Origin of the sequence: Nitrospirillum pindoramense, from assembly GCF_007827955.1 — a bacterium.
GTDB classification, from domain to species: domain Bacteria; phylum Pseudomonadota; class Alphaproteobacteria; order Azospirillales; family Azospirillaceae; genus Nitrospirillum; species Nitrospirillum amazonense_B.
The window spans coordinates 151,871-176,667 of the sequence record NZ_VITR01000011.1 but is presented as its reverse complement, the minus strand read 5'-3'; the positions used below and the strand labels follow the sequence as shown (position 1 = coordinate 176,667).

Genomic DNA, 24,797 nt, shown 5'->3' with positions numbered 1-24,797 from the left:
GATTGCCAATGCCCCGGTGAGGCCGGGGCGATCCTCGTTCGCAGAAGTTGGCTCGCGGATTTCGGGAAGGAGCACATCGCTCGACAGCGCGTAGGCGTGCACTCAGCCCTCACTAGCCGACCGGTATTTCAGCAACCGGCGTGCCAGACGGGCGATTTCCAATAACCAATTGATATTAAATACATTGTTATCCAACCCCGGCATCCGACAATGATGTGCCGAACCCGACAGCCATTGTCAGGCTGTCGCAAACGAAACAAGGCCGCCGCCCCGGTCCCGCCGCCGTCTGCCACCGGGAAGGCAGGCTGGCCCCCGATTTCCCGGATATCGCTACCACCGGAATGGAAATTGCTGTGGGTCCCGTGATGCCCGCCGGTGGGCAGCCCAGCATCGGAAGGGACGCGCCATGCAGATCGGTGTCGAAACCGCCAAAGCCGTGGACCAGAGACGGGTCTTCGTCGTGGACCAGGATGAGATCACGCGCGCGGCGTTGCAGTTCATGTTGCACGATGAGATCGAGACCCATGAACTGGCGACGCCGGAGGAGGCCTACGCCAAGGGGGTGGATTGGCTGCGGCCGGACGTCGTGCTGCTGGGCGCCTCTTTCCTGGCGGAGCGTGGCGCGGGCCTGGTGGGCGAGGTGCTGCGCGCCTTTCCCGGGGTGCGGCTGCTGATCGTCTGCGCCAAGGCGGAAGAGGCGCTGGCGCTGGAGGGGCTGAAGGCCGGCGCCCACGCCGCGCTGGTCAAGCCGCTGACACTGGCCGACGTGCGGCGCAAGGTGGACACGCTGCTGGGCCGCGACGGCGCCGCCCCGCTGGTGCGGCTGGCATGAGCACGGTCGTCTTCTATGAAAAGCCGGGATGCAAAACCAACGCCCGTCAGCGCCGTGCGCTGGAGGCGGCGGGGCATACCGTCCTGGTGCGCGACCTGCTGACCGAACCGTGGACGGCGGAGCGCCTGCGCGACTTCTTCGGCCAATCGCCGGTCCCGTCCTGGTTCAACCCGGCCGCCCCGGCCATCAAGACGGGCGCCATCGTCCCGGCTGACCTGGACGGCGACGCGGCCCTGCGCCGCATGCTGGCCGACCCGCTGCTGATCCGGCGGCCATTGGCGGAGGTGGAGGGCCAGCGCCTCGCCGGGTTCGAGGCGCTGCGCGACCGGCTGGGCCTGCCGGCGGATCTGGACGCCGTGCCCACCGGCTGTTCCCACCCCCACAGCCCCTGCACCATCCCTGAAAGCCCCACCTCTGGAAGCACTGGAGCGCCCTCATGACCGATCGCCCGCCCTACGCCATCATCCTGGGCACCAATGAGATCGCCTCCGCCGTGGCGGTCCGGCTGCATCACCAGGGCTACGGTGTCGTTATGTCGCACGACCCCCTGCCCCCCGTCATCCGCCGCAAGATGGCGTTCCACGACGCGCTGTTCGATGACCCGGTGACACTGGCCGGCATCGCCGCCGAACGGGCGGACAGCGGCATGGCGGCGGCGGCGGCGTTGGCGCGCCGCCAGGGGGTGGTCATCACCGACCTGGGCCTGCTGGACCTGATCGTCATCCGCGCGCTGGACCTGCTGGTCGACGCCCGGCTGCAAAAATACAGCATCACGCCCGACCTGCGTCGCCTTGCCCAAACCACCATCGGCCTGGGCCCCGGCTTCACCGCCGGGGAGAATTGCGACTTCGCCATTGAAACCAAGCCCGGCCTGCAAGGCGCCCTGGTCCGCCAGGGGAGGACGGAAGCCGCCGACGGCATCGCCCGGCCCCTGGGCAACCGCGGGGCGGAACGCTTCGTCTATTCCGCGTTCGCCGGGCGCTGGCACACGGCGATGGAGATCGGTTCGCGCGTCTTCAAGGACTATGTCATCGGCCATTTGGGTGACCATCCGGTCCAGGCGCCTTTCGACGGCGTGCTGCGCGGGGTGGTGCGGGACGGAACCGAAGTGCCCGCTGGCGTCAAGCTGCTGGAAGTCGACCCCCGTGTCCGGGGCGCCGTCTGGGCCGGTATTGACGACCGGGCCCAAACCATCGCCCAGGCGGTTGGCACGGCATTGGCCACGCGGCACACCCGACAGCCCGTCCGCCTGACACCTGTCCGCTGAAAACCTCCACAGGCTACGACCTGCCTTGAACCCTGGTGAGGTGCCCCGGACAGGGATGATGTCCAGGGTGTACCACCTCTGTACATGTGTACCATCACCCTATTCTTCTTTTGATAAAGATTGCATTAATAATAACGCAATCATCAGGGGCACTGTTGGGTTGGGCGACGACGGGCCACAGGCAGACTCCAGGGAAATCTGAGAAACTGCCCGCAGAGCATTGATATTGCTTTTTATTTTTGGGCGATACCCTGTGCTGCAGCCAAGAGGGCCTCATGGTTGGCTGGCATTATATAATTAAATTACATCAATCGGACTGATTAACGCCGTCAACACTTCTCACTTGTTGCGGCTATGAAATTTTCTGAATAATCCAGGTAATCCGAACCGCCCCCACCAAGCCGGTCGGTCACATAAAACAATCAGACATCACCAATAACAAGAACGGTACGCCCGCTATCGATTCCGCGGATACCGTCTGGTGCGCAATCAAAGGGAATAAATCAGCGCTGTCTTTCAGCGCTCGCCTCACCTTTTTCTTTTTTCGGGGTTGGACCATGAATACACACATATCTTCCAACACTCAAACCGCGTCACCAGACGGCATCATCCATAGCGAAGACAATAATTCGAAAATTTTAAAAGAAATATATGACACTTTAAAAATAGATCAGTCCACATATATTCCCATCGGCATCACAGTCGAGCCCGGGGTAGCCGATATCACCGCTTTCGCCCCGCCCTCAGGCGGCGTGGACGAAAGCGGTGATGCCGCCAGGGATGCGGCGGCAGCCCCCGGCGAGGGGGTCAAGATACCGCTGACCACCGCCCAGCGCGGCCTATGGTTCGGTGAGAAAATGGGCCGAGCCGGCACGGTGTTCAATTTGGGCGAGGCCATTGAAATTCATGGCCCGATCGATCCCACGCTGTTCCTGAAGGCACTGCGCCAACTGACCACCGAGGCTGAAACGATCCGCGTCAAGATCGTCGAGGACCAGGATGGCCCGGCCCAGGTCATCCGTCCCACCTTTGACGACGTCTTCCCCTACATCGACGTCAGTGACCAGCCCGACCCGCGGCAGGCGGCGGAGGGCTGGATGATGGAAGAGTTGAACCGCCCCGTCGATTTCGACCGCGATCCGCTCTGGGTTTCCGCGCTTTTCAAGGCCGCCGACGACCGCTTCTTCTGGTACCACCGCGCCCACCATATCATGCTGGACGGGTTCACCGGCGGCATGGTCGCGCGCCGCGTCGCCGAACTCTACAGCGCCTACGTGGAAGGGCGCGAGCCCGCGCCCCACGGCTTCCTGCCCCTGGTCGGGCTGGTGGATCATGAGGCCGCCTATCGCGCCTCGGACCGGCTGGAAAAGGACCGCGCCTTCTGGACGGAGCGCTTGGCCAACCTGCCCGACGCCGTTTCATTGGCCAAGCGCCGGGTGGCAGGCCCCAATGGGCTGTTCCGCCAGACAGCGCACCTGTCCCCGTTGACCAGCACGCGCCTGCACGAGATCGCCAAGGGCGCGTCCGCCAGCCTTCCGCAAATCCTGATCTCCCTGGCGGCCGCGTTCTATTACCGCTCCACCGGGGCGGCGGACCTTGTGTTCGGGCTGCCGGTGACGGCCCGGCCCAATGGGCAGCTGCGGCGCACGCCGGGCATGGTCGCCAATGCCGTGACCATCCGCCTGGCCATGTCCCCAGACCTGACGCTGGAAGAATTGGTGCAGCAGGTGTCCGGCGTGATGCGCCAGACCCTGCGGCATCAGCAGTACCGGTATGAGGACCTGCGGCGGGACATGGGGTTGGTGGGCCATAACCAGCAGATCGCGTGGATGAGCGTGAACATTGAGCCGTTCGACTACGATCTGCGCTTCGGCGGCCATCCCGCCACCACGCACAACCTGTCCAACGGTTCGGTCGAAGACCTGACCATCTTCATCTATGACCGCGACGACGGCCGCGGACTGCGCGTGGATTTCGACGCCAACCCCGCCTTGTACACCCGGGATGAGCTGGCGCGGCATCAGGCCCGCTTCCTGCGCCTGGTGGATGCCATCATGGAGGACCCCACCCTGCGCATCGGCCGCATCGACCTGCTGTCGGGGGAAGAACGGCGGCAGGTTCTGATCGACTGGAACGCGACGGCCCAGCCCTCACCGGCCCCCCTGCTGGCGCAATGGTTCGAGGCCCAGGCCGCCGCGACGCCCGACGCGCCGGCGATCGGCTTCGCGAACGAGGTCGTTTCCTACCGTGTCCTGAACGCCGCCGCCAATGCCTGGGCGCGGGCCCTGATGCAGCTTGGCATCGGCCCCGGCCAGCTGGTGGCGGTGGCGACCCAGCGCAGCGCCCTGTTGCCAGTGGCCTTGCTGGCCGTGCTGAAGACAGGGGCGGCGTATGTACCGATCGACCCGGACATGCCGGCGGCCCGCTTGGCCCTGGTGTTCGAGGATGCCCAACCAGCGGCCCTGTTGACCACGCCGGACGTCGCCGCCGGCCTGCCGGACAGCGCCATTCCCCGCCTTATGGTGGACCTGCCGCCCGATGGCGTGGATCTGGACTGGCTCACCTCCCTGAACCCCACGGACCAGGAACGACGGCGGCCATCCCGGGCCCTTGATCCCGCCTACGTCATCTTCACGTCCGGCTCAACCGGCCGTCCCAAGGGTGTCGCGGTGTCCCAGGGGAACATCGTGAACTTCCTGGGCGCCATGAAGGCGACGTTCCCATTGACCCCGCGGGATCGCCTGTTGGCGGTCACCACCGTGTCCTTCGACATCGCGGCCCTTGAACTGTTCCTGCCCCTGCTGGCGGGCGCGCGCATCGACATCGCGCCCCGCACGGTGGTGCGGGATGCCCCCGCCCTGGCCGAGGCGATGCGCGTGGCCGGCACCACCCTCATGCAGGCCACGCCGTCCCTGTGGCAAAGCCTGGTGGAACAGGCGTCGGACATCTTCCCCGGCTTGCGCGTGCTGGTGGGCGGGGAGGCCCTGCCCCCCTCCCTGGCCCAGGCCATGATGGATCGCGGGGCCGTCGTCACCAACCTGTACGGTCCCACCGAAACGACGGTGTGGTCCACCGCGCGGACGCTGAACCGGGCGGACCTGGATGCGCCCCCCATCGGCAGTCCCATCTGGAACACCCAGGTCTATGTCCTGGATCCGGCCCTTCAACCGGTGCCGGTCGGCGTGGCCGGTGACCTTTACATCGCCGGCGACGGTGTCGCCATCGGCTATCTGAACCGGCCCGGCCTGACGGCCGACCGCTTCGTCGCCAACCCATTCGGCCCGTCGGGAAGCTGCTTCTACCGCACAGGCGACCTGGCCCGTTGGCGGGAGGACGGCATGCTGGAGTTCCTGGGCCGCACCGACCACCAGATCAAAATTCGCGGCTTCCGCATCGAACTGGGGGAGGTTGAGGCCGCCCTGGCCGCCTGCCCCGGTGTGGCGCGGGCCGTTGTCACGGCCTGGGACGACCCCGCGTCGGGCGCGAAGCGGCTGGTGGGATATATCGTCCCGGCAACGGGCGTCTCCCTGGATATCGCCGTCCTGCGGCGCGATCTGGCCGGCCGGCTGCCCGATTACATGGTCCCGGCGCTTTTCGTGACGCTGGACGACCTGCCCCTGACGGCGAACGGCAAGGTCGACCGCCGCGCGTTGCCGGCCCCCGAACGCACGGCCGTGTCCAGCTATGCCGAACCCCGGACCCCGACCGAACAGGCCCTGACCATACTTTGGGCCAAGGAATTGGGCGTGCAGCGGGTGGGCATCCATGACAATTTCTTCGATCTTGGCGGGGATTCCCTGATGGCCACGCGCCTGCTGACGCGCATACAGAACATCTTCCCCGGCAAGATATCACTGGGCACCCTGTTCGAGGGGGCGACCATCGCCGAACTGGCGGCGCAGTTGGAGCATAGTTCCAGCAGCGACCCGCTGGGCGTACTGCTGCCCTTGCGCACTCAGGGCCACGGCGCGCCGCTGTTCTGCATCCACCCCGTGGTCGGCCTGGGCTGGGCCTACGCCGGACTGCTGCGCCACATCAGCCCCGAACATCCCGTCTACGCCCTTCAAGCCCGGGGATTGGCGGACGAGGCCCCTCTGCCCCGGTCGGTGGAGGAGATGGCGGACGAATACCTGAAGCACATCCGGCGGGTGCAGCCGCAGGGCCCCTATCATCTGCTGGGCTGGTCTTTCGGCGGCCTGGTGGCGGTGGCGATCGCCCACAAGCTGCAACGGGAGGGGGAGAAGGTCGACCTGCTGTCGCTGCTCGACGCCTACCCCTTCGTGCAGAGCCCCGCCGGCCAGGAACCGTCCGAAGCGGAGCTGGCCACCGCGGCGCTGGGCTTCCTGGGATACAGCCCCGGGGACGTGGCCGTCACGGGGGGCGACCGCCCCCTGGACATGGCCGCCGTCGCCGATTTCCTGTGTCGTGAATACGACGTGCTTTCCATGCCGCTGGTCCAACAGATGCGGCAGGAAAACAGGGACATCGTTTCATCCGTCCTGAGGGTCATCCAGAACAACCTGGCGATCGCCCGGAAGTTCAAGCCCCAGCCGCTGAACACCGGCCTGCTGTTCTTCCGCGCCACCCACCTGACCGGTCCGTCGCTGAAGGGCCTGCTGATGCATGAGACCGAGGCATGGGCCCCCCATGTGCGCGGCCCCGTCCAGGAGCACCGCCTGGCCTGCCACCACCAGGCCATGATGGACCCGGTGCCGTTGGAGGAAATCGCCCGCATCGTGGCCCGTGAGCTGGCCGGCGGCCGGAAAGTCCCCCCCGTCCCCGGCCCGTCCAGTCCCCGCATGGCGCAGCAGGAATTCGAGGTCATCCCGTGCGCGTGACCATCTTCACCGTCGGCACCCAGGGCGACATCCGTCCCTTTATCGCCCTGGGACGCGGCCTGGCGGAGGCGGGCCATGCCGTCCGCATCGCCACCGGCCAGTCGTTCCAGCCCATGATCACGGGGGCGGGGCTGGACTTCGCCCCCCTGGCCGCCGACTTCCGCCACATCATGAGCAGCGAGCCGGACACGATGAACCGGGCGCTGAACCCCCTGGTGGTGGCCCGGACGGCCCGCCGCCGCTTCAGGGAGGCGGCGGACCCCTGGGTTGAGGCCGGACTGGCCGCCGCCCGGGACAGCGACCTGATCATCGCCAGCGGCATCGTCACGCGTCTGGCCACCGCCGTGGCGGAGGCGACGGGGACCGCATGCGTGCAGGCGCAGCTTTTGCCCATGACACCGGCGCCCGACCTGCCGCCCATGATGCTGACACCCCCCCGCCGCCCCCTGCCCGGCATCGTCAACCTGGCGCTTTATCATGCGCTGCGCTTCGCGACATGGCAGGTGATGGCGCCGGCCATCAACGACGTCATCCGCAAGCGCCTCGGCCTGCGTGCCCTTCCCTGGTATGGCCCCTACTTCGACGACGCCGCCAACAACCGTATCCTGTATGGCTTCAGCACACATGTGGTGCCCAAACCCAAGTCCTGGGGTGAAGGGGAGGTGGTGACGGGTTATTGGCACCATGACGAGGCCGACACCTGGACCCCGCCCCAGGACCTGGAGCGCTTCCTGGCGGACGGTCCCCGGCCGATCTATCTCGGCTTCGGCAGCATGTTGAGCCATGACGCCGAAACCTTCACCCGCACCGTCATGCGCGCCCTGGCGCTCAGCGGCCAGCGGGCCGTCCTCGCCCGTGGCTGGGGCGGCCTGGCGCCGCCGCCCGAGCTTGACGACCGCGTCATGGTCATCGACCACGCGCCGCACGATTGGCTTTTCCCGCGCGTGGCCCTGGCCGTGCATCATGGCGGCGCTGGCACCACGGCGGCGGCCGTGCGCGCTGGCATCCCATCGGTCATCGTTCCCTTTTTTGGCGACCAGCCCTTCTGGGGATGGCGTCTGAACCAGTTGGGGGTGGCGCCACCGGCCCTGCCCCGCGCCCGCCTGACGGCGGAAGCCTTGAGCGCCGCCATCACCGCCGCCGGGGGCGATACCATGCGGCAGCGGGCCGAAGCCCTGGGCCGGCAATTGCGCGCCGAGGACGGCGTGGGACAGGCGATCGAGACCCTGAACCGCTGGGGATTGTTGTCGGACCGCCGGCCGGGAAGCCAGCAGGGTGACGCCCAGAAGGGGAGCGCGCCGCCGCTACCGCGCCGGTTCATCGACGCCGCGGGCGCTGCGGCGTTGGTGTTGATGCTGTCGCTGCCCGGGATCGCCATGCCCCCGATATCCGCCGGGGCGCAGGCGGCGGAAGCGCCCAGTGAGCCTGCCGTACCCGTCGTCGTGGCCCCCGTCCGCGCCGAGGACGTGCCCCTGTATCTGGGCGGCATCGGATCGGTCCAGGCCTACAACACCGTCGCCATCCGCAGCCGCATCGACGGGCAGCTCATGGACCTGCGCTTCCGGGAGGGCCAGGAGGTGGCGAAGGGCGCGGTGCTGGCGATCCTGGACCGCCGGCCCTTGGAAGCGAACCTCAAGCAGGCCGTGGCCACCCTGGCCAAGGATCAGTCGCAACTGCAGAACGCGCAGGCTGATTTGGTTCGGTATCAGGGCATGAAGGAATACGCCAGCCGCAAGACCCTGGATACGCAGCAGGCGCAGGTGGCGCAATACCAGGCGCAGGTGACCGCCGACGAGGCGCAGGTCGACTATGCCCGGGCGCAGCTGGACTACGCCACCATCACATCCCCCATCGCCGGGCGAACCGGCATACGCCAGATCGATGCCGGGAACATCGTCCACGCCGCGGATACGGCCCCTATCGTCACCGTCACCCAGTTGCACCCCATCTCGGTCATCTTCACCGTGAACGCCGACGATTTGCCGGCGTTCAATCTTGGCGCTTCTGGAGCGGCCTCCGGGCCGGCAACCGCCTTGCCGGTCCAGGCCTACGCCAAGGACAACAAGACCTTGCTGGCGGATGGCACGCTGGAGCTGGTGGACAATCAGATCGACCAGAGCACCGGCACCGTGAGGCTGAAGGCCAGCTTCCCCAATGAGGACAACCGCCTGTGGCCCGGCCAGTTCGTCAACGCCCGCGTCCGCGTTGCGGTCCGGCGCGGCGGCCTGACGGTGCCGGTCACCGCCGTGCAGCAGGGGCCCACCGGCGCCTATGTTTGGGTCGTGTCCGCCGAGGGCCGGGCCGCCATGGCGGCCGTCACCGTGGCGCGAACGGACGAGGGCCGCGCCCTGATCGACAAGGGCTTGACCGCCGGGCAGCTGGTCGTGACCGACGGGCAGTACAACCTGAAACCCGGAACCCGGGTGGCGCCGCAGCCGTCCCGGTCGGCTGACGGCCGGTCTGGAACGGGGGCCGGGCCGGCATGAACGTTTCGGGCCCCTTCATCCGGCGACCGATCGCGACCACCCTGCTGGTGGTGGGGGTCCTGCTGCTGGGGTGCCTAGGCTATCGCCTGCTGCCGGTGGCGGCGTTGCCGTCGGTGGACCTGGCCACCATCCAGGTTTCGGCCCAGTTGCCCGGGGCGGGGCCGGACGTCATGGCCTCCTCCGTGACGACACCGCTGGAGCGCCCGCTGGGCGCCATTTCCGGCCTGACGGGCATGAATTCGATCAGCGCCTATGGCACCAGCCTGATCACCCTGCAGTTCAATCCCGGCCGCGACATCGATGCCGCCGCCCAGGATGTGCAGGCGGCACTCAACGGCGCCGCAGGCCTGCTGCCCCTCTCATTGATGCCCAGCCGCCCCAGCTACAGCAAGGTCAACCCGGCCGACACGCCGATCCTGATCCTGGCGCTGACCTCCGACACCCTGCCCCTGAACACGGTGGGCGATTATGCCGACACGGTGCTGTCGCAGAAGCTGTCGCAGATCAAGGGCGTGGGCCTGGTGACCCTGGAAGGGGGCCAGAAGCGGGCGGTGCGGCTTCAGGTGAACCCGACGGCGCTGAGCGGCTTGGGCCTTTCCCTGGCGGATGTCAGGACCGCCATCGCGGCGACAACCGCCGACCTGCCCAAGGGCAGTCTGGACGGCCCCCGACTATCGTACCAGATCGACGCCGACGACCAGCTGTTCGACGCCGCCGCCTACCAGGACACCATCATCGCCTACAGCGATGGGGCGCCGGTTCGCCTGCGCGACGTGGCGCGGGCCGTCGACGGGGTGGAAAACGACACGCTGGCCGGCTGGTACAACGGCAAGCCGGCCATCATCCTGGACATCCGCCGCCAGCCGGGCGCCAACATCATCGACACGGTCGCGGCCATCCGCAAACAGATGCCGCAGTTGCAGGCCGCTCTGCCGCCATCGATCGGCATCGCCGTCGTGGCCGACCGCACGGAAACGATCCGCGCGTCGATCGCCGAGGTGCAGACGACCCTGGTGGTCACCATCGCCCTGGTGGTGATGGTGATCTTCCTCTTTCTGCGCCGGTTCTGGGCAACGGTCATTCCCAGCGTCACCCTGCCCGTCTCGCTGATCGCCACCTTCGGCGTCATGGCCGTCGCGGGTTTCAGCGTCGACAACCTGTCCCTGATGGCCCTGACCATCGCGTCGGGCTTCGTCGTGGACGACGCCATCGTCATGATCGAGAACATCGTGCGGCATATGGAGGCGGGACATCCGCCGCTGCACGCGGCGCTCAAGGGCGCCCGCCAGATCGGCTTCACCATCGTGTCGCTGACCGTGTCCTTGGTGGCCGTCTTCATTCCCCTGCTGTTGATGGGGGGCATCATCGGCCGGCTGTTCCGCGAGTTCGCGGTGACGCTGAGCGCCGCCATCATCATCTCGGCCGTGGTGTCGCTGACCCTGACACCGATGATGTGCGCCCGATTGTTGACAGGGGCACCGTCCGATAGCCGTCCCAACGCCCTGTTCCGGTGGAGTGAGGGTGTCTTCACCCGCGCGGTCGGGGCTTATGAAAGGGGCCTGCTGTGGGTGTTCCGGCACCGGCGGCTGACCCTGGCGGCAACCCTGGCGATGCTGGCCGGGGCCGGCCTGCTTTATGGCGTGGTCCCCAAGGGCTTCCTGCCGCAACAGGATACGGGCCTGATCATCGGCGTGCTGGACGCGGCGCCCGGCATGTCCTTTTCCGCCCTGTCCGACCGGCAGCGTCAGATCGCCGATATCCTGGGGCGCGACCCGGCTGTGGCGACCGTCGCCGCCGTGACGGGCGGCGGCTCACTGAACACCAGCGGCAATGCCGGCCGCCTGTTCATCGGTCTGAAGCCACGTGGCGAGCGGCCGGCGGCGGACGTGGTGGCGCGGCGCCTGGCCGCTGCCACGGCCGGGGTCGGCAATGTGCGGCTGCACCTGCAACCCGCCCAGGACATCCAGGTTGACACGCGCGCGGCACGGGCGGGCCACGTCCTGACCCTGCACGCCGCCGACCGATCGGACCTGACCACCTGGGCGCCCCGGCTGATCCAGGCCATGGAACGCCGGCCGGAGTTGGCGGACGTAGCCGGCGAGCCGCTGGGGGGCGCCCCGCAGGCCCGGCTGCGCATCAACCGCGACGCCGCCGCCCGCGCCGACATTAGCCTGCAGGCCATCGACGACGCGCTCTATGACGCCTTCGGCCAGCGGCAGGTCGCCACCGTCTATGGCCAGCAGAACCAATACCATGTGATCCTGGAGGTCGACCCCCGCTTCCGCGACGGGCCCGCCACCTTCCAACTTCTGCGCCTTCGGTCAGCGTCGGGGGACATGGTGCCGCTGTCGGCCCTGGCCACGGTGGAGATGGGGGACACGCCCCCCGCCTTGATCCACGAGGGCCTGTTCCCGGCGACCACCATCGCCTTCAACATCGGTGACGGATACGCCCTGGACCAGGCGCTGACAGCGCTGGACCAGGCCATCGGCACCGTTGGGCTGCCCCCCGCCATCACCACCAGCCTGTCCGGCGTGGCGGGTGAGTTCCGTGGCTCGCTGGGCAGCCAGGCCGGCCTGGTCCTGGCGGCGCTGGTCACCGTCTACATCGTGCTGGGCGTTCTGTACGAAAGCTACATCCACCCGGTGACCATCCTGTCCACCCTGCCCTCGGCCGGCGTGGGCGCCCTGCTGGCGCTGATGCTGACCGGCCATGACCTGAACCTGATCTCGCTCATCGGCATCGTGCTCTTGATCGGCATCGTCAAGAAGAACGCGATCATGATGATCGATTTCGCGCTGGAGGCGCAGCGCGGCGGGCTGTCCGCCCAGGCGGCCATCCATCAAGCCTGCCTTCAGCGCTTCCGCCCCATCATGATGACGACCCTGGCGGCCCTGCTGAGCGCCCTGCCCCTGGCGTTGGCCGGTGGGACGGGGGCGGAGCTGCGCCAGCCGCTGGGCATCGCCATCGTCGGCGGGCTGGTGGTTTCCCAGGTCCTCACCCTCTATTCCACCCCGGTGGTGTACCTGGCCTTTGAAAGGGTCAGGGTGTCCTTCGGGCGGTGGCGGGGCGACAGGGACGGGACGGACGCGGTGACCACCGCATCCCCGCCCGTGCACCCCATGCCCACGCCCGCGCGGCAAGTGGCGGAGTAGCGGGCATGGGCTTCTCCTCCCTTTTCATCCACCGCCCCGTGGCCACCGGCCTTTTGGCCGCCGGCCTGCTGCTGCTGGGCGCCGTCGCGTATCGGTCCTTGCCGGTGGCCTCGGTTCCCAGTGTCGACCTGCCCACCCTGTATGTCCGCGCCGACCTGCCGGGGGCCAGCCCGGAAACGATGGCGGCCACGGTGGCGACGCCCCTGGAACGCCAGATCGGGGTGATCGCCGGCCTGTCCGAACTGACCTCGGTGAACACGGTGGGGGGTAGCACCATCGTGGCGCAGTTCGACCTGACGCGGGACGTGGACAGCGCCGCGCGGGATGTGCAGGCGGCCATCACCACCGCCGGGGGCTTGCTGCCCTCCAGCCTGCCGGCACCCCCGTTCTATGTGAAGGCCAATCCCAGCGCCTTCCCCATCCTGACCCTGGCGTTGACCAGCGACACCCTGCCGGGCAGCCGGGTCTATGACTACGCCAGCACCGTGCTGGCCCAGGCGTTGATGGAGATCGACGGCGTCGCCCAGGTGGAAATCGGCGGCGCGGAGAAGACGGCGATCCGCGTCCAGGCGGATCCCGGCGCCCTGGCCAGCCGCGGCCTGGGCCTGGAGAACGTCCGCCAGGCGCTGGCAAACGCCACGGTCAACCTGCCCAAGGGCAGCCTGGACGCGGGCGACAGAAATTTCCTGGTCGCGGCGGACGATCAGGTTTTTGAGCCGGCCGCCTATCGCGACCTGGCCATCGCCTACCGGGATGGCGCCCCGGTGCGCCTGGGCGACGTCGCGGCCGTCCAGGCGGGCACGGTGAACAACAAGCTCGCGTCCTGGTGGAATGGCCGCCCGGCCATCATCGTGCAAGTCCGCAAGCAGCCCGGGGCGGACATGGTGGCGACCGTGGACAGGATACGCGCGGCGCTGCCCCGCCTGGCGGCCTGGCTGCCACCCTCCATAGCGCTTCACATCACGGGGGACCGCACCCGCGTGGTGCGCGCTGGCATCGGTGACCTGTACGTCACCCTGGGGCTGACCCTGACCCTGGTCATCCTGGTCATCGCGTTGTTCCTGCGCCGGCTGTGGGCGGTGGTCATTCCCGGGGCCACCATCGCAGTGTCCGTCGCGGGCACCGTCGCGATCATGGCGGCGACGGGCTGCGGCCTGAACAACCTGACCCTGATGGCCATCACCGTGTCCATCGGCTTCCTGGTGGATGACGCCATCGTCGTCATCGAAAACATCACCCGCCTGGTGGATCAGGGTGTTCCGCCCCTGACGGCCGCCATCCGCGGCACGCGGCAGATGACGTTCACCGTGGTGTCCATCACGGCGGCGCTGCTGGCCGCCCTGATCCCGGTGGTGTTCATGGACGGGGAGCTGGGCCTGTTCTTCCACGAATTCGGCATCACGCTGTGCGCCGCCATCCTGGTTTCGGCGGTCGTGTCCCTGAGCCTGACACCAGCGATGTGCGCCCGCCTGCTGACGCCGTCCCCCAAGCCGAGCGGTACGGGAACGGGATCGGAGGCCGCCAGCCGCCGATACGGGGCGGGATTGGAACGGGCGTTGCGCCATCCCCGGCTGATGCTGCTGGGCGTGGGGTTGAGCGTGGCCGCCACCCTGGCGCTGTTCGCGGCGCTGCCCAAGGGCCTGCTGCCCAGCCAGGACACCGGCGTCATCCGTGGCGTGACCGAGGCACCGCCCGACATCTCCTTCACCGCGATGCGCGACCGTCAGCAGGCGGTCGACGCCCTGGTGCGCGCCGATCCGGCGGTGGAGAGCGTGACCTCGTCCATCGGCGTCGGGCTGTGGAACGCGCTGAACACCGGCACCCTGTCCATCACCCTGAAACCGCCGGGGGAGCGCCCAGGGGAACGCGACATCGCCACCGACGCGGTGGCGGCCCGCCTGCGCCAGGCCCTGGCCCGGGTGCCGGACCTGGCGGTCTACCTGTCGGCCGTCGATGACTTCGGCGTCGGGGGTCGGATGGGCCGGGCGCGATACCAATACACCCTGCGCGGGCCCAAGCTGGATGACCTGATGGCCGTCGCCAGCCAGGTGCGCGACCGCATGCGTACCCTGCCGGAATTGACCGACGTCTCCACCGACCAGGAGGCCAACGGCCTGCAGGCCAACCTGGCCATCGACCGCGCCAGCGCGGCCCGCCTGGGGGTTTCCACCCAGGCCATCGACCAGACGCTGTACGACGCCTTCGGCCAGCGGCAGGTCGCGACCCTGTTCACGGAATTCGACCAGTTCAAGGTGGTGCTGGAGGCGGACCCCACCTTTCAGAAGGACCGTCAGTCCCTGACGCGGCTCTACGTGCCGTCCAACGCCGGACCGCAGGTGCCGCTGTCGGCGGTGACGCGGCTGGACAGCGGGTATGCCCCCCTGCTGCTGAACCATGAGGGGCAACTGCCGGCGATCACCCTGGGCTTCAACACCCGCGACGGCATCGCCATCGGCCAGGCGATCACCGTCATCGACGATGCCGTGCGATCCTTGCGCCTGCCCCCCGGCGTCACGGCGGGCTATGCGGGAACGGCCAAGGCCGCGAACCGGTCCAACGCCAACCAAGGATGGCTGCTGCTGGGCGCCGTCGTCGCGGTCTATCTGGTGCTGGGCATCCTCTATGAGAGCGTCGCCCATCCCCTGACCATCCTTTCCACCCTGCCATCCGCCGGACTGGGCGCTGTCCTGGCCCTGTGGATCACCCGGACGGAGGTGTCGGTAATCGCCATGATCGGCCTTATCCTTCTGATCGGCATCGTCATGAAGAACGCCATCATGATGGTGGATGCGGCCCTGATGGCGGAACGGGTCCTGGGCCTGGCGCCGCGCGCCGCCATCGTCCGCGCGGCCACCTTGCGTTTCCGGCCCATCGTGATGACCACCCTGACGGCGGCGCTGGGCGCCCTGCCCCTGGCCTTGGGGCTGGGCACCGGCGCGGAACTGCGCCAGCCCCTGGGGATCGCGGTGGTGGGGGGCCTGCTGCTGTCCCAAGTGGTGACCTTGTACACCACCCCCGTCGTCTACCTGGCCGTGACCCGCCTGCGGGGGCGCAAAGCGGCGCTGCCCGTCCTGCAACCGGCGGCATGAGGAGGGGGAAGCCATGCGCATCGCCATCGTGATCCCAGGTACGCAAGGGGACGTGCGCCCCCTGGTGGCGTTGGGGCTGGGCCTGGCAGCCCGCGGGCATACCGTGCGCATCGTCACCGTCGACGAGTTCAAACCCCTGGTCCGGGGGGCGGGGCTGGAGTTCGGCGGGCTGTCAGGCGACCTGAAGGCCACTGCCGCCCAGCACCAGGCGGCTTTCGAGCGCGGCCAGGGCATTGCCACCATGCTGCGCACCGCCCAGCAGGTCATGCGCGCCCTGGTCGCCCCCTGGGTGGCCGAGGGGCTGGCGGCCTGCCAGGACACCGACCTGGTGCTGGCCGGCGGTGGCGCCGTTCCCCTGGGCGCCTCCCTGGCGGAGGCGCTGGGCCGCCCCTTCGTCCAGGCCTATCTTCAGCCCAACGTACTGTTCGGCCATCTGCCGTCTCTCCGGCTTCCCGTTCCGGCGCGCACCCTGCCGTCCCCGGTCAACCGATCGCTCAACCGAGTGTTGGATCTGCTGGCCTGGCAGGCGCAACGACCGGCCGTGAATGACGTCGTGCGGAAAGGGCTGGGCCTGAAACCTTATCCTTGGCCGGGCCCGGGTGCGCAGATGCGCACCGCCTGGCCGATCCTGTTCGGTTTCAGCCCCACCATCGTCCCGCCCCCGCCGCACTGGCGGGCGCGGGCCCGCGTGACGGGCTATTGGTCCCTGACAACGGACGCGGCGTGGACACCGCCGGCCCGGCTGGTGGACTTTCTGGCGGCTGGGCCGGCGCCACTGTACATCGGTTTTGGCAGCATGACGGACCAGCAGGCGCCGGCACGGGCGGAGCTGGTGAAGCGCGCCCTGGCGCTGACCGGCCAGCGGGCGGTGCTGGCGACAGGGTGGGGCGGTTTGCCCCCAGGCATCGACGCACCGGAAGACCAGCTGATGGTCATCGATGGCGCGCCGCATGACTGGCTGTTCCCCCGCGTCCGCGCCGCGGTGCATCATGGCGGTGCCGGAACCGTTGCCGCCGCCTTCGCCGCCGGCATTCCGTCCATCATCGTTCCCTTCCTGGGCGATCAGTTCTTCTGGGGATGGCGGGCCCGGCAACTGGGCGTCGCGCCCGCCCCCCTGTCGCGCAAGACCATAACGGCAGATGATCTGGCGGCCGCCATCGGACGCACGGAGGAGTCCGGCATGCGGGATCGGGCGCGGGCGCTGGGCATGCGCATCGCGGCGGAGCGGGGCGTGGACGCCGCCGTGACGGCGCTGGGCGACTGGGGCCTGCTGGCCGACGCCGCGCTGCCGGCCCTGGATGTCGCGTAGGGGGATGGGAATGCCACGCAACGTCCGCGAAGCGCTCATCCTGCTCGTTCTGCTGTTGGACGCCCTGGGCTGCGGGGTGGTCACGCCGGTGCTGCCCACCCTGGTGCTCGGCTTGTCCGGAAACGAGGCGGCGGCCGGGCGTGACATCGGCCTGCTCAACGCCACCTATGCGGCGGCCTTGTTCCTGTTTTCCCCCATTCAGGGCCGCCTGTCCGACCGCTTCGGCCGGCGACCCTTCATCCTGCTGGGCTTGATGGGCGGACTGGCGCATTACGTCACGGCGGCCTTGACGCCATCCCTGTGGCTGCTGTTCGCCGCCCGCCTGCTGGGCGGCCTCTGCGGCGCCAACGCCGCCGCCGCCAATGCCTACATGGCGGACATCGTGCCGCCGGACCGGCGCACGGCGATGTTCGGCTGCATGGGGGCGGCCTTCGGCCTGGGATTGGGCCTGGGGCCGGGGTTGGGCGGACTGTTGGGCGGTCTGGATCCGCGCCTTCCCTTCTGGATGGCGGCGGCATTGACCGGCACCACGGCCATCCTGGGCTGGGTCCTGCTGCCGGAAAGCCTTCAGCCCGCCGCCCGGCGCACCCTCGACTGGACCGCCGCCAACCCCTTGGCCCCCTTCCTGTCCCGGAGGCAGACCGCCACGGCCCATGATCTGCTGGCTGGGATCTTCCTCTATGTCGCGGGGCAGACCGCCTTGCAGACCACCTGGGTTCTGTTCCTGCGCCAGAGCCTGGGATGGGGGGCGGCGGAGGTGGGCTTGTCCCTCACCGTGCTGGGCTTGGTTTGGGGAGTCGCCCAACTGGGGCTGACGCCCCTGGTCACGCGTCATCTGGGGGACGGACGCGCCCTGCTGCTGGGCCTGACCATGACCATCGTGGCCTACACGTTGTATGGCTTCGTCCAGGAGGGGTGGCAGCTTTACGCCATCATGGCGGGCACGGCGGTGGCCTTCGTCACCGGCCCCACGGCGCAAGGCGTGCTGTCACGCCAAGCCCCCCCCGGCCGCCAAGGCGAGCTGCAGGGCCTGGCGACCAGCATTACCAGCCTGGGTGCCATCGCGGGGCCCATTTTGGGCGGCGCCAGTTTCAGCTACCTGACGGATCCCGAAGGGTCCATGGCCCTGCCGGGCGGCGCCTTCCTGGTCAGCGCCCTGCTGTCCCTGATGACACTCGGCTTCGCAATCCGCGCGCTATCCCGTGAGCGGCGCCAGCAAGGCGGCATGGCGGGCGGCGACGGCGGACTGATGGAGGTCCGGCTGGCCTCCGCCCTCGATCATAACGGCAATGGGAGATAGATCATGGCGTTTGAAGACGATGCCCCGTGCCAGGTTCTGGCCAACCTGAGCGGACGTTATTCACTGTGGCCCCTGAACCACGCCATACCGGATGGATGGCGTGCCATCGGCTTCTCCGGCCCCAAGGCCGACTGCATGGCCTATGTGGACAAAGTCTGGACCAACATCCTGACCCAAGATAGGCCGACCCCCAGCGCTTAACGAAACGCGTCATCGCGCAAGACGAACCGATCATCCCGCCGCCCGGCCGACCCGTGGCGGCGGGTTCACCCTCATTGGTTCGCCGCGATGTAGGACGCCGCATCACGGACGGTGATCATTTTCCGGATCGCCTCGTCCGAGATGGGACAGCCGAACTCCCCCTCGAAGGCCAACACCATTTCCATGGCATCCAGGCTGTCCGCGCCCAAATCGTCCACGAAACTCATGTCATTGCTGAGCGCGTCCTCCGGAACACCCAGTTGGCGCACGACAATTCTTCTGATACGCGCAGGAATATCGTCCATTTTCAGCTCCTTTCATCATCCAAGGTCAAAGTGAAGGCCAAGGTCAAAGTGAAGGCGTTGAAATTCACTCGATCATGAAAAGCGGCTGGTCGAATTCGACGGGCTGCCCATCCTGCACCAGGAATTGTACCACCCGACCGGCCCGCGGCGCGGGAATGGCGCGCCGGATGGTCATCATTTCCACCGCCATGACCGTCTGTCCCCGCCGGACCTGGGTGCCGGCCACCTGGGAGCCGGTGAGATTATGACGGCCGGCCTCCTCAGCGGGGCCGAGCAGGCGCGCCACCCCGACAAAGGGGCATGTTACGGTTATCGGAAGAGCGGGTGGCGCATCGGCCCGCTCAATAGCCGCGCCATAGGATGCCGGCGTGGCAAGGGCGATCCCGAGGTCGGTCGTTATCCCATCGCGACTGATCCGCAGCCGGCGGTTATGCCAACTGCACTCCATCTCCCCTAATTCCGTCTGGTGCATCAGCTCCACCATTTGGCGCACCATGGTCGAGATGACCGTCAGTTCCTGAGACGCCGCAACCCGATAGCTTTCAACCATATGTCCCCCTTGCCCGGTCTAATCCTTCCGGGACCGCTGATTTCATGGATGAAGAAAGCCAATTGACCTTTCGACACATCCCACCGCCGTTCAGACAAGGCTGTCACTATACTAAAGGATAGAGCATTATAAAAATTTATGCATTCTCCTATAAGTAAAATTTTTGATGTCGCTGCGATATGTGGTCAAATTCGACAGAAATATATAATCAATGAGGGTGTCAATCTCCGGCAACACCATCATCAAAACCGCATAAAATTTTATTTTTCTGTGGTGCATGCTATGAGTATTTATTTTTTTCTATATCGCACAAGCGAAAAAGGTTGAGATGAAAGATAAGCTATGTTGATATGTTAATTATGCGCCAATCTCTCGAACTCGATCTGTTGCAAACCCTGGTCGCTATCGCGGATAGCGGCAGCTTCGCCGCGGCTGCGGCGCGGGTGCATCGAACCCAGTCCGCGGTATCCATGCAAATGCGTCGGCTGGAATTGATCGCCGGCAAGCCGCTGTTCGATCGGGACGGACGTCGGGCACGCCTGACACCGACTGGGGAGACCCTGTTGGCCTATGCGCGCCGCATCCTCAATTTGCAGGATGAGGCGTTCTCGCTGCTGAATGAGGGGGAGATCGCGGGAACGGCGCGGCTGGGCATCGATGAGGTCTATGCCGACCCCCTATTGCCCCTGATCCTGACGCATTTCGCCCGCAATCATCCCCGGGTGGAGGTCATGCTGCGGTGTGAACCCAGCGCCACTTTGCGCGACCTGATTATGTCAGGTGATCTTGACATGGCCCTGGTATCCAAGAAAAGCGCCACTTGGATGGATGTCGAGACTCTGCGACACGAACCCCTGGTCTGGATAGCGGCGCCCACCTTCGACCATACGGCATCACCCCTGCCCCTGGCTTTGCCCGAACCCGGCTGCCCCACCCGGGACCATGCCTTGAAGGCCCTGGCCCGCAGCGGGCTGGCCCATCGCGTGGCCTACAGCAGCCCGAATTTTTCCGGTCTGCTGACACCGGTGCGGGCGGGCCTGGCGGTCACGGTCGTCGCGCAGTTCAGCGCCCCGCAGGACTTGCGCATCCTGGAGGAGGGGCACGGCTTCCCCCGTCTGCCGAACATAGAGATCGGCCTGTTGCGCGCACAAAACCGGGGGAAGCCGGCCGACGCCTTGGCCGAGTGCATCACCGGCAACATAGAGCCCCCGGTGTGGTGGCCGGAACCCCGGCGCCGCGCCGCGCCCCTCCCCGTTTTCATGGATGCCCTATGCAACCCGGAAGACTGAAAATGGTGGCCGATCTGCTGTGGGGCGGCGGTGTCGCCGCCGCGCTGTTGGCCAAAGGGCTGTTCCAGCGGCTGCCTGCCGTCTCGACGGAGGAACGGCTGGCGAGCCTGCCCACCCACGGTTTGCCGATCACGCACCCGGTGACGATCCATTGGAACAAATACCAGGTTCCCTTCATCGAGGCGGAGACGGACGAGGATTTGGCGGTGGCGCTGGGCCTGGTCCATGCCCACCTGCGCCTGGGGCAGATCGAGATCATGCGCCGCGCCGCGTTTGGGCGCGTGGCGGAAATGATCGGCCCCCTGGGCATTGAAATCGATCGGTCCCTGCGGCTGCTGGACGTCGGCCGCGCCGTGCCCGAGATCGCCGCAGCCCTGGCCCCGGACAACCGGCGCTGGATAGAAGGGTTCGTGGCGGGACTGAACCATTATCTCTCTCACACCCCCAGCCTGCCTCCGGAATTCGCCGTGCTGGGCCTCAAGCCCGAACTCTGGACACTGGAAGACCTGCTGACCCTGATGCGCTTCAACTCGGCCGATATCAGTTGGCTGATCTGGGTGCGCCTGCTGCCCGTCAGGGCACGGATGCCGCAGGGGGATTGGCGCCAACTGTGGCTGCGGCTGTTGGCGGGCGGCGCCCCGCCGTCGCTGGCGGGGGCCACCAGCGGCCAGATGGAACGCGCCATGGCGGAGACGGCCTTGGCGGCCGCCACCCGGAGCGGCAGCAATTCCCTGGCCGTGGCCGCCGGCCGCAGCAGCAACGGCGGTGCCATGATCGCCAGCGACCCCCACCTGCCCCTGGGGCTGCCCAACCCCTGGCTGGCGGCGGGGTTCAAGTCCCCGTCCTACAACGCCGTGGGCCTGATGATGCCGGGCCTGCCCTTCGTCGCGCTGGGCCGCAACCCCTGGATGGCCTGGGGTGGAACCAGCCTGCACGCGCAGGGAAGCGATCTGGTGGATGTCAGCGGCCTGCCCCCCACCGAATTCCGCGATCGCCCGGTGACGGTCCGCGTGCGGGGTGGTCGGCCGCGGCGGTTGCGCCTCAGGGAAAGCCCGCTGGGCCCGGTGGTGTCCGACGGCCCGTTGATGGCCAATTCCCAAGCCACGGCATTGCGGTGGATGGGGCACCGGCCCAGCGACGAGATCGGCGCGATGATGGCGGTGGCCCGCGCCCGGGACTGGGACGGATTCCGCACGGCGCTGTCCGGCTTCGCCGTGTCGGGGCTGAACATGGTGTATGCCGGGAGCGACGGCCGGGTGGGGCACTTCCTGGCCGCCCATCTGCCCCGCCGGCGGGCTGAGCGGCCGACGGATCTGATCATCCCGCCGGACGCGGCCGAGCATTGGCACGACGTCGTGGATGGGCGGCAGTTGCCGATACGGGTCGATCCCACCGACGGCGTGATCGTTTCCGCGAACGACGCCCCCGACACAGCACAAGGTGCCGCCCCGGACGCGGGCGCCTTCCCCATCGGCTTCTTTTTCGCGCCCCCGGACCGCGTCACCCGCATTCAACAGTTGCTGGCTGCGCGCACGCTGCTGTCCCCCCAGGATCTGCAACGCGTCCAGGGCGACGTGGTCGTACCCGGCGCCCTCGCGCTCCGCGACCTGTTGCTGGCGCACGCCCCCCGGGCCCCCGCGCGCCAGTCGGTGCACGCCCTGGTGGATACGCTGAGGCAATGGGACGGCAGCTATGACCAGCGGCAACCGGGGGCCTTGGCCTTCGAACTGGTGTTGGCGGGCGTGGCCAGGGAATTGGGCAGGGCACGCCTGGTGAAGCCTTACCAGATCATTTGGCATGCCCAGTCCCTGTTGCTGGAGGATTTCCAGCGGGCGGACCCGGCGGCGCTGCGTCGCGGGGTGGAACGGTCCCTCACACGGGCGGCGCGCACGCTGGCCCGGCTGGGGACGTGGGGACGCTTCCATCAGTTCCGGCTGCAGCATCCCTTTGGGCGTCTGCCCCTGGTGGGCCGGCGCTTCCGCCTGCCGCCCTTCCCGGCGGATGGGGGCAACAACTCCGTCTACAAGGCGGGGCACGCGATCAGCGACAAACCCCATGGCGTCAGTTTCGGGTCCTGCGCCCGGCACATATCCGAACTCAAGGACGCGGACGCCAACCGCTTCGTACTGCTGGGCGGGCAGGATGGCTGGCTGGGCAGCGCCAATTATGCCGACCAGATCGACCTTTGGCGGCAGGGCGGCTATATGACCCTGCCCCTACGCCCGGAAACGGCGCGCGCGGCCTTCCCGCACAAGACATATTTGCGGCCCCGGTCGCCGGATGACGCGCCGCCCGCCCCAACGCGTCGCCCAGACCGACCTTTCTAGGGATGCAGATAAACGAAGCCCAATCCCTGGAGGCGGGCGACCTCGGCCACGCCGCTGGGCACGACATCCTCCGCCTTCACGCCGTAAAGGTCGGACGGTGACAGTTTCATCCCCTCCAGCGTGTTGCGGCAGATCAGGAAGCGAACGCCCTTCCCGCGCAGCAGATCGAGCTGGCGGGCCAGATCCGGGTCCTGCTGGGCCATTATGAACAGTTGCACGCCAGCGGCGAAGTTGACCACGCGGATCTCGACCTTGCCATCCGTGGCGGCGATGTGATTGCCGATATGATGGAGCAGACGCTGGAAATAGGCCTTGTTGTCCGGCCAACCGCCATCGTTCTGATAGGCGACCTTTTGGAAGGTGTAATACGGGCCGGTGGCCTCACCCCTATCCTGCCCCTGCATACAGCCCGTCGTGATCGCCGGGAGGCCCAGCGAGAGCAGGATGAGGCCGAACCGGGCCGCCGCACTCCGAAAATTCCGCAAGGGCTTCTTCCTTTCCTGACACGCTTTCCTGCCACGGGGTGTTCGGCGCCACCCCGTGGCACCTCACGAACCTACTCGGCCCGCCGGCAGGCCGCCGCGCCATCAGCCTCCGACAGTTCCAGCCACATGGCGTTCAGGACGGAAAAGGCGCACGCCAAGCCCAGGCCCAGAATCCAGCTAAAGTACCACATCGCTTCGCTCCTCCTTCAGCAATCAGTAGAACGCGCCGCCATCGGTGGTGATGTCCCGGGCCCGGACGGGGCCGCGCAGCACGCGAAAAACCCAGGCGGTGTAGGCCAGGATCAACGGCATGAAGATCAGCGCCGCCACCAGCATGATCCGCAACGTCGCCGGCGACGACGAGGCATCCCACACCGTCAGGCTGGACGCGGGATTGCTGGACGAGGGCAGCAGGAAGGGGAAGACGCTGACGCCCACCGTGCCCACCACCCCGGCCACCGCCAGGGAAGAGGTGATGAAGGCCAAGCCCGAACGGCCAGCGCGGACGAGGCCCCAGGTCGCCAGGGCGCCGGCATAGCCCAGGGCCGGCACGGCGACGCTGATGGGGAAGCGGTGGTAGTTTTCCAGCCAGGCGCCGGGCGCGCGGGCCACCGATTTCATGAGCGGGTTGGAGGGCCCATCGGGCACCAGGGCGCTGGTGATGGCGTAGCCGTCGATGCCCGCCGCGATCCAGGCCCCCGCCAGGCTGAACAACGCCAGCAGCAGGATAACGGCCCAGGGCACGACACCCCGCGCCCGCGCCGCGATTTCCCCGTCCGTCTTCACCGCCAGATAAACCGCACCATGCATGACCACCATGGCCAGGCTGACGAAGCCACACAGCAGGGCGAAGGGGTTGAGCAGGCCGAAGAAGCCACCCGTGTAGGTGACGCGCAAATCGGTGTCGAAGTGGAAGGGCACGCCTTGCAGCACATTGCCGAAGGCGACACCGAACACCACGGCCGGCACCACCCCGCCCACCACCAGCGCCGTGTCCCAGGCGTGGCGCCAGGCGGTCCCGTCCAGCTTGGACCGGAATTTGAAGCCCACCGGCCGCAGGATCAGAGCGCACAGCACCAGGAACATGGCGATGTAAAAGCCGGAAAAGGCCGTGGCGTAGAGCGCCGGCCAAGCGGCGAACACGGCGCCAGCACCCAGGATCAGCCACACCTGGTTGCCTTCCCACACCGGGCCCACGGTATTGATCATGACACGGCGGTCAAGGTCGGTCCGGCCGAGGATGGGCAGCAGGGCCGCGACGCCCAAATCGAAGCCGTCCATGATGGCGAAGCCGATCAGAAGGACGCCCAGCAGGGCCCACCACAGCAGGCGCAAGGTTTCATAGTCCAACATGGCATGTTTCC

The 24,797-nt window shown here is 67.6% G+C and carries 17 protein-coding genes; 12 read left to right on the top strand and 5 right to left on the bottom strand.

All coding sequences use genetic code 11. The annotated features are described in order from the left end of the window. Positions 1–406 precede the first annotated feature (406 nt). The 10 genes from FBZ90_RS18865 (at position 407) to FBZ90_RS18820 (ending at position 18,477) form a co-directional block, all read left to right on the top strand. Positions 407–832, top strand: a complete 426-nt coding sequence (locus tag FBZ90_RS18865; RefSeq protein ID WP_145734528.1) for a response regulator — start codon at positions 407–409, stop codon at positions 830–832. Further along, positions 829–1,272 (top strand): thioredoxin domain-containing protein, encoded by a 444-nt coding sequence (locus tag FBZ90_RS18860; RefSeq protein WP_145734527.1) that lies wholly within the window; start codon positions 829–831, stop codon positions 1,270–1,272. The genes FBZ90_RS18865 and FBZ90_RS18860 overlap by 4 nt, the downstream gene beginning before the upstream one ends. Further along, positions 1,269–2,099, top strand: coding sequence for a xanthine dehydrogenase (locus tag FBZ90_RS18855; protein WP_145734526.1), 831 nt, complete (start codon positions 1,269–1,271; stop codon positions 2,097–2,099). The genes FBZ90_RS18860 and FBZ90_RS18855 overlap by 4 nt, the downstream gene beginning before the upstream one ends. 752 nt (positions 2,100–2,851) lie before the next feature. Then, positions 2,852–6,937: a non-ribosomal peptide synthetase gene (locus tag FBZ90_RS18850; RefSeq protein ID WP_186455914.1), complete on the top strand. Its 4,086-nt coding sequence runs from the start codon at positions 2,852–2,854 to the stop codon at positions 6,935–6,937. Continuing rightward, positions 6,928–9,423 carry an efflux RND transporter periplasmic adaptor subunit gene (locus FBZ90_RS28155; protein WP_145734524.1) on the top strand — a complete coding sequence of 832 codons (2,496 nt, stop codon included), beginning with the start codon at positions 6,928–6,930 and terminating at the stop codon, positions 9,421–9,423. Before FBZ90_RS18850 ends, FBZ90_RS28155 begins: the two co-directional genes overlap by 10 nt. Further along, positions 9,420–12,578: an efflux RND transporter permease subunit gene (locus tag FBZ90_RS18840; protein ID WP_145734523.1), complete on the top strand. Its 3,159-nt coding sequence runs from the start codon at positions 9,420–9,422 to the stop codon at positions 12,576–12,578. Before FBZ90_RS28155 ends, FBZ90_RS18840 begins: the two co-directional genes overlap by 4 nt. Positions 12,579–12,583: 5 nt before the next feature. Beyond that, positions 12,584–15,667, top strand: a complete 3,084-nt coding sequence (locus FBZ90_RS18835) for an efflux RND transporter permease subunit (protein ID WP_145734522.1) — start codon at positions 12,584–12,586, stop codon at positions 15,665–15,667. 13 nt (positions 15,668–15,680) lie between these two features. Continuing rightward, positions 15,681–16,976, top strand: a complete 1,296-nt coding sequence (locus tag FBZ90_RS18830) for a glycosyltransferase (protein WP_145734521.1) — start codon at positions 15,681–15,683, stop codon at positions 16,974–16,976. Between the two features lie 10 nt (positions 16,977–16,986). Further along, entirely contained in the window at positions 16,987–18,276 is a 1,290-nt protein-coding gene (locus FBZ90_RS18825) for an MFS transporter (protein ID WP_186455913.1), read from the top strand. Positions 18,277–18,279: 3 nt separating this feature from the next. Continuing rightward, positions 18,280–18,477 (top strand): MbtH family NRPS accessory protein, encoded by a 198-nt coding sequence (locus FBZ90_RS18820; RefSeq protein ID WP_145734519.1) that lies wholly within the window; start codon positions 18,280–18,282, stop codon positions 18,475–18,477. Positions 18,478–18,548: 71 nt separating this feature from the next. Here FBZ90_RS18820 and acpP read toward each other — a convergent pair whose 3' ends face one another. After that, positions 18,549–18,782: an acyl carrier protein gene (acpP, locus tag FBZ90_RS18815; RefSeq protein WP_145734518.1), complete on the bottom strand. Its 234-nt coding sequence runs from the start codon at positions 18,780–18,782 to the stop codon at positions 18,549–18,551. Positions 18,783–18,846: 64 nt separating this feature from the next. After that, entirely contained in the window at positions 18,847–19,332 is a 486-nt protein-coding gene (locus tag FBZ90_RS18810; protein ID WP_145734517.1) for an acetyl-CoA carboxylase biotin carboxyl carrier protein, read from the bottom strand. 359 nt (positions 19,333–19,691) lie between these two features. On the opposite strand from FBZ90_RS18810, the gene FBZ90_RS18805 reads away from it, so the two are divergent. Further along, on the top strand, positions 19,692–20,621 hold the full coding sequence (locus FBZ90_RS18805; protein ID WP_186455912.1) for a LysR substrate-binding domain-containing protein: 930 nt from the start codon (positions 19,692–19,694) through the stop codon (positions 20,619–20,621). Positions 20,622–20,623: 2 nt separating this feature from the next. Then, entirely contained in the window at positions 20,624–22,948 is a 2,325-nt protein-coding gene (locus FBZ90_RS18800) for a penicillin acylase family protein (RefSeq protein WP_186455911.1), read from the top strand. On the opposite strand, the gene FBZ90_RS18795 is transcribed toward FBZ90_RS18800, so the two are convergent. The 3 genes from FBZ90_RS18795 to cydB form a co-directional block, all read right to left on the bottom strand. Next, positions 22,945–23,433, bottom strand: a complete 489-nt coding sequence (locus tag FBZ90_RS18795; RefSeq protein ID WP_211102164.1) for a DsrE family protein — start codon at positions 23,431–23,433, stop codon at positions 22,945–22,947. The two genes, FBZ90_RS18800 and FBZ90_RS18795, sit on opposite strands and share 4 nt — an antisense overlap. A 71-nt stretch (positions 23,434–23,504) precedes the next feature. Beyond that, positions 23,505–23,624: a cytochrome bd-I oxidase subunit CydX gene (cydX, locus tag FBZ90_RS18790; RefSeq protein ID WP_145734514.1), complete on the bottom strand. Its 120-nt coding sequence runs from the start codon at positions 23,622–23,624 to the stop codon at positions 23,505–23,507. Positions 23,625–23,646: 22 nt separating this feature from the next. Beyond that, positions 23,647–24,786 (bottom strand): cytochrome d ubiquinol oxidase subunit II, encoded by a 1,140-nt coding sequence (cydB, locus tag FBZ90_RS18785; RefSeq protein WP_145734513.1) that lies wholly within the window; start codon positions 24,784–24,786, stop codon positions 23,647–23,649. Between the last annotated feature and the right edge of the window lie 11 nt (positions 24,787–24,797).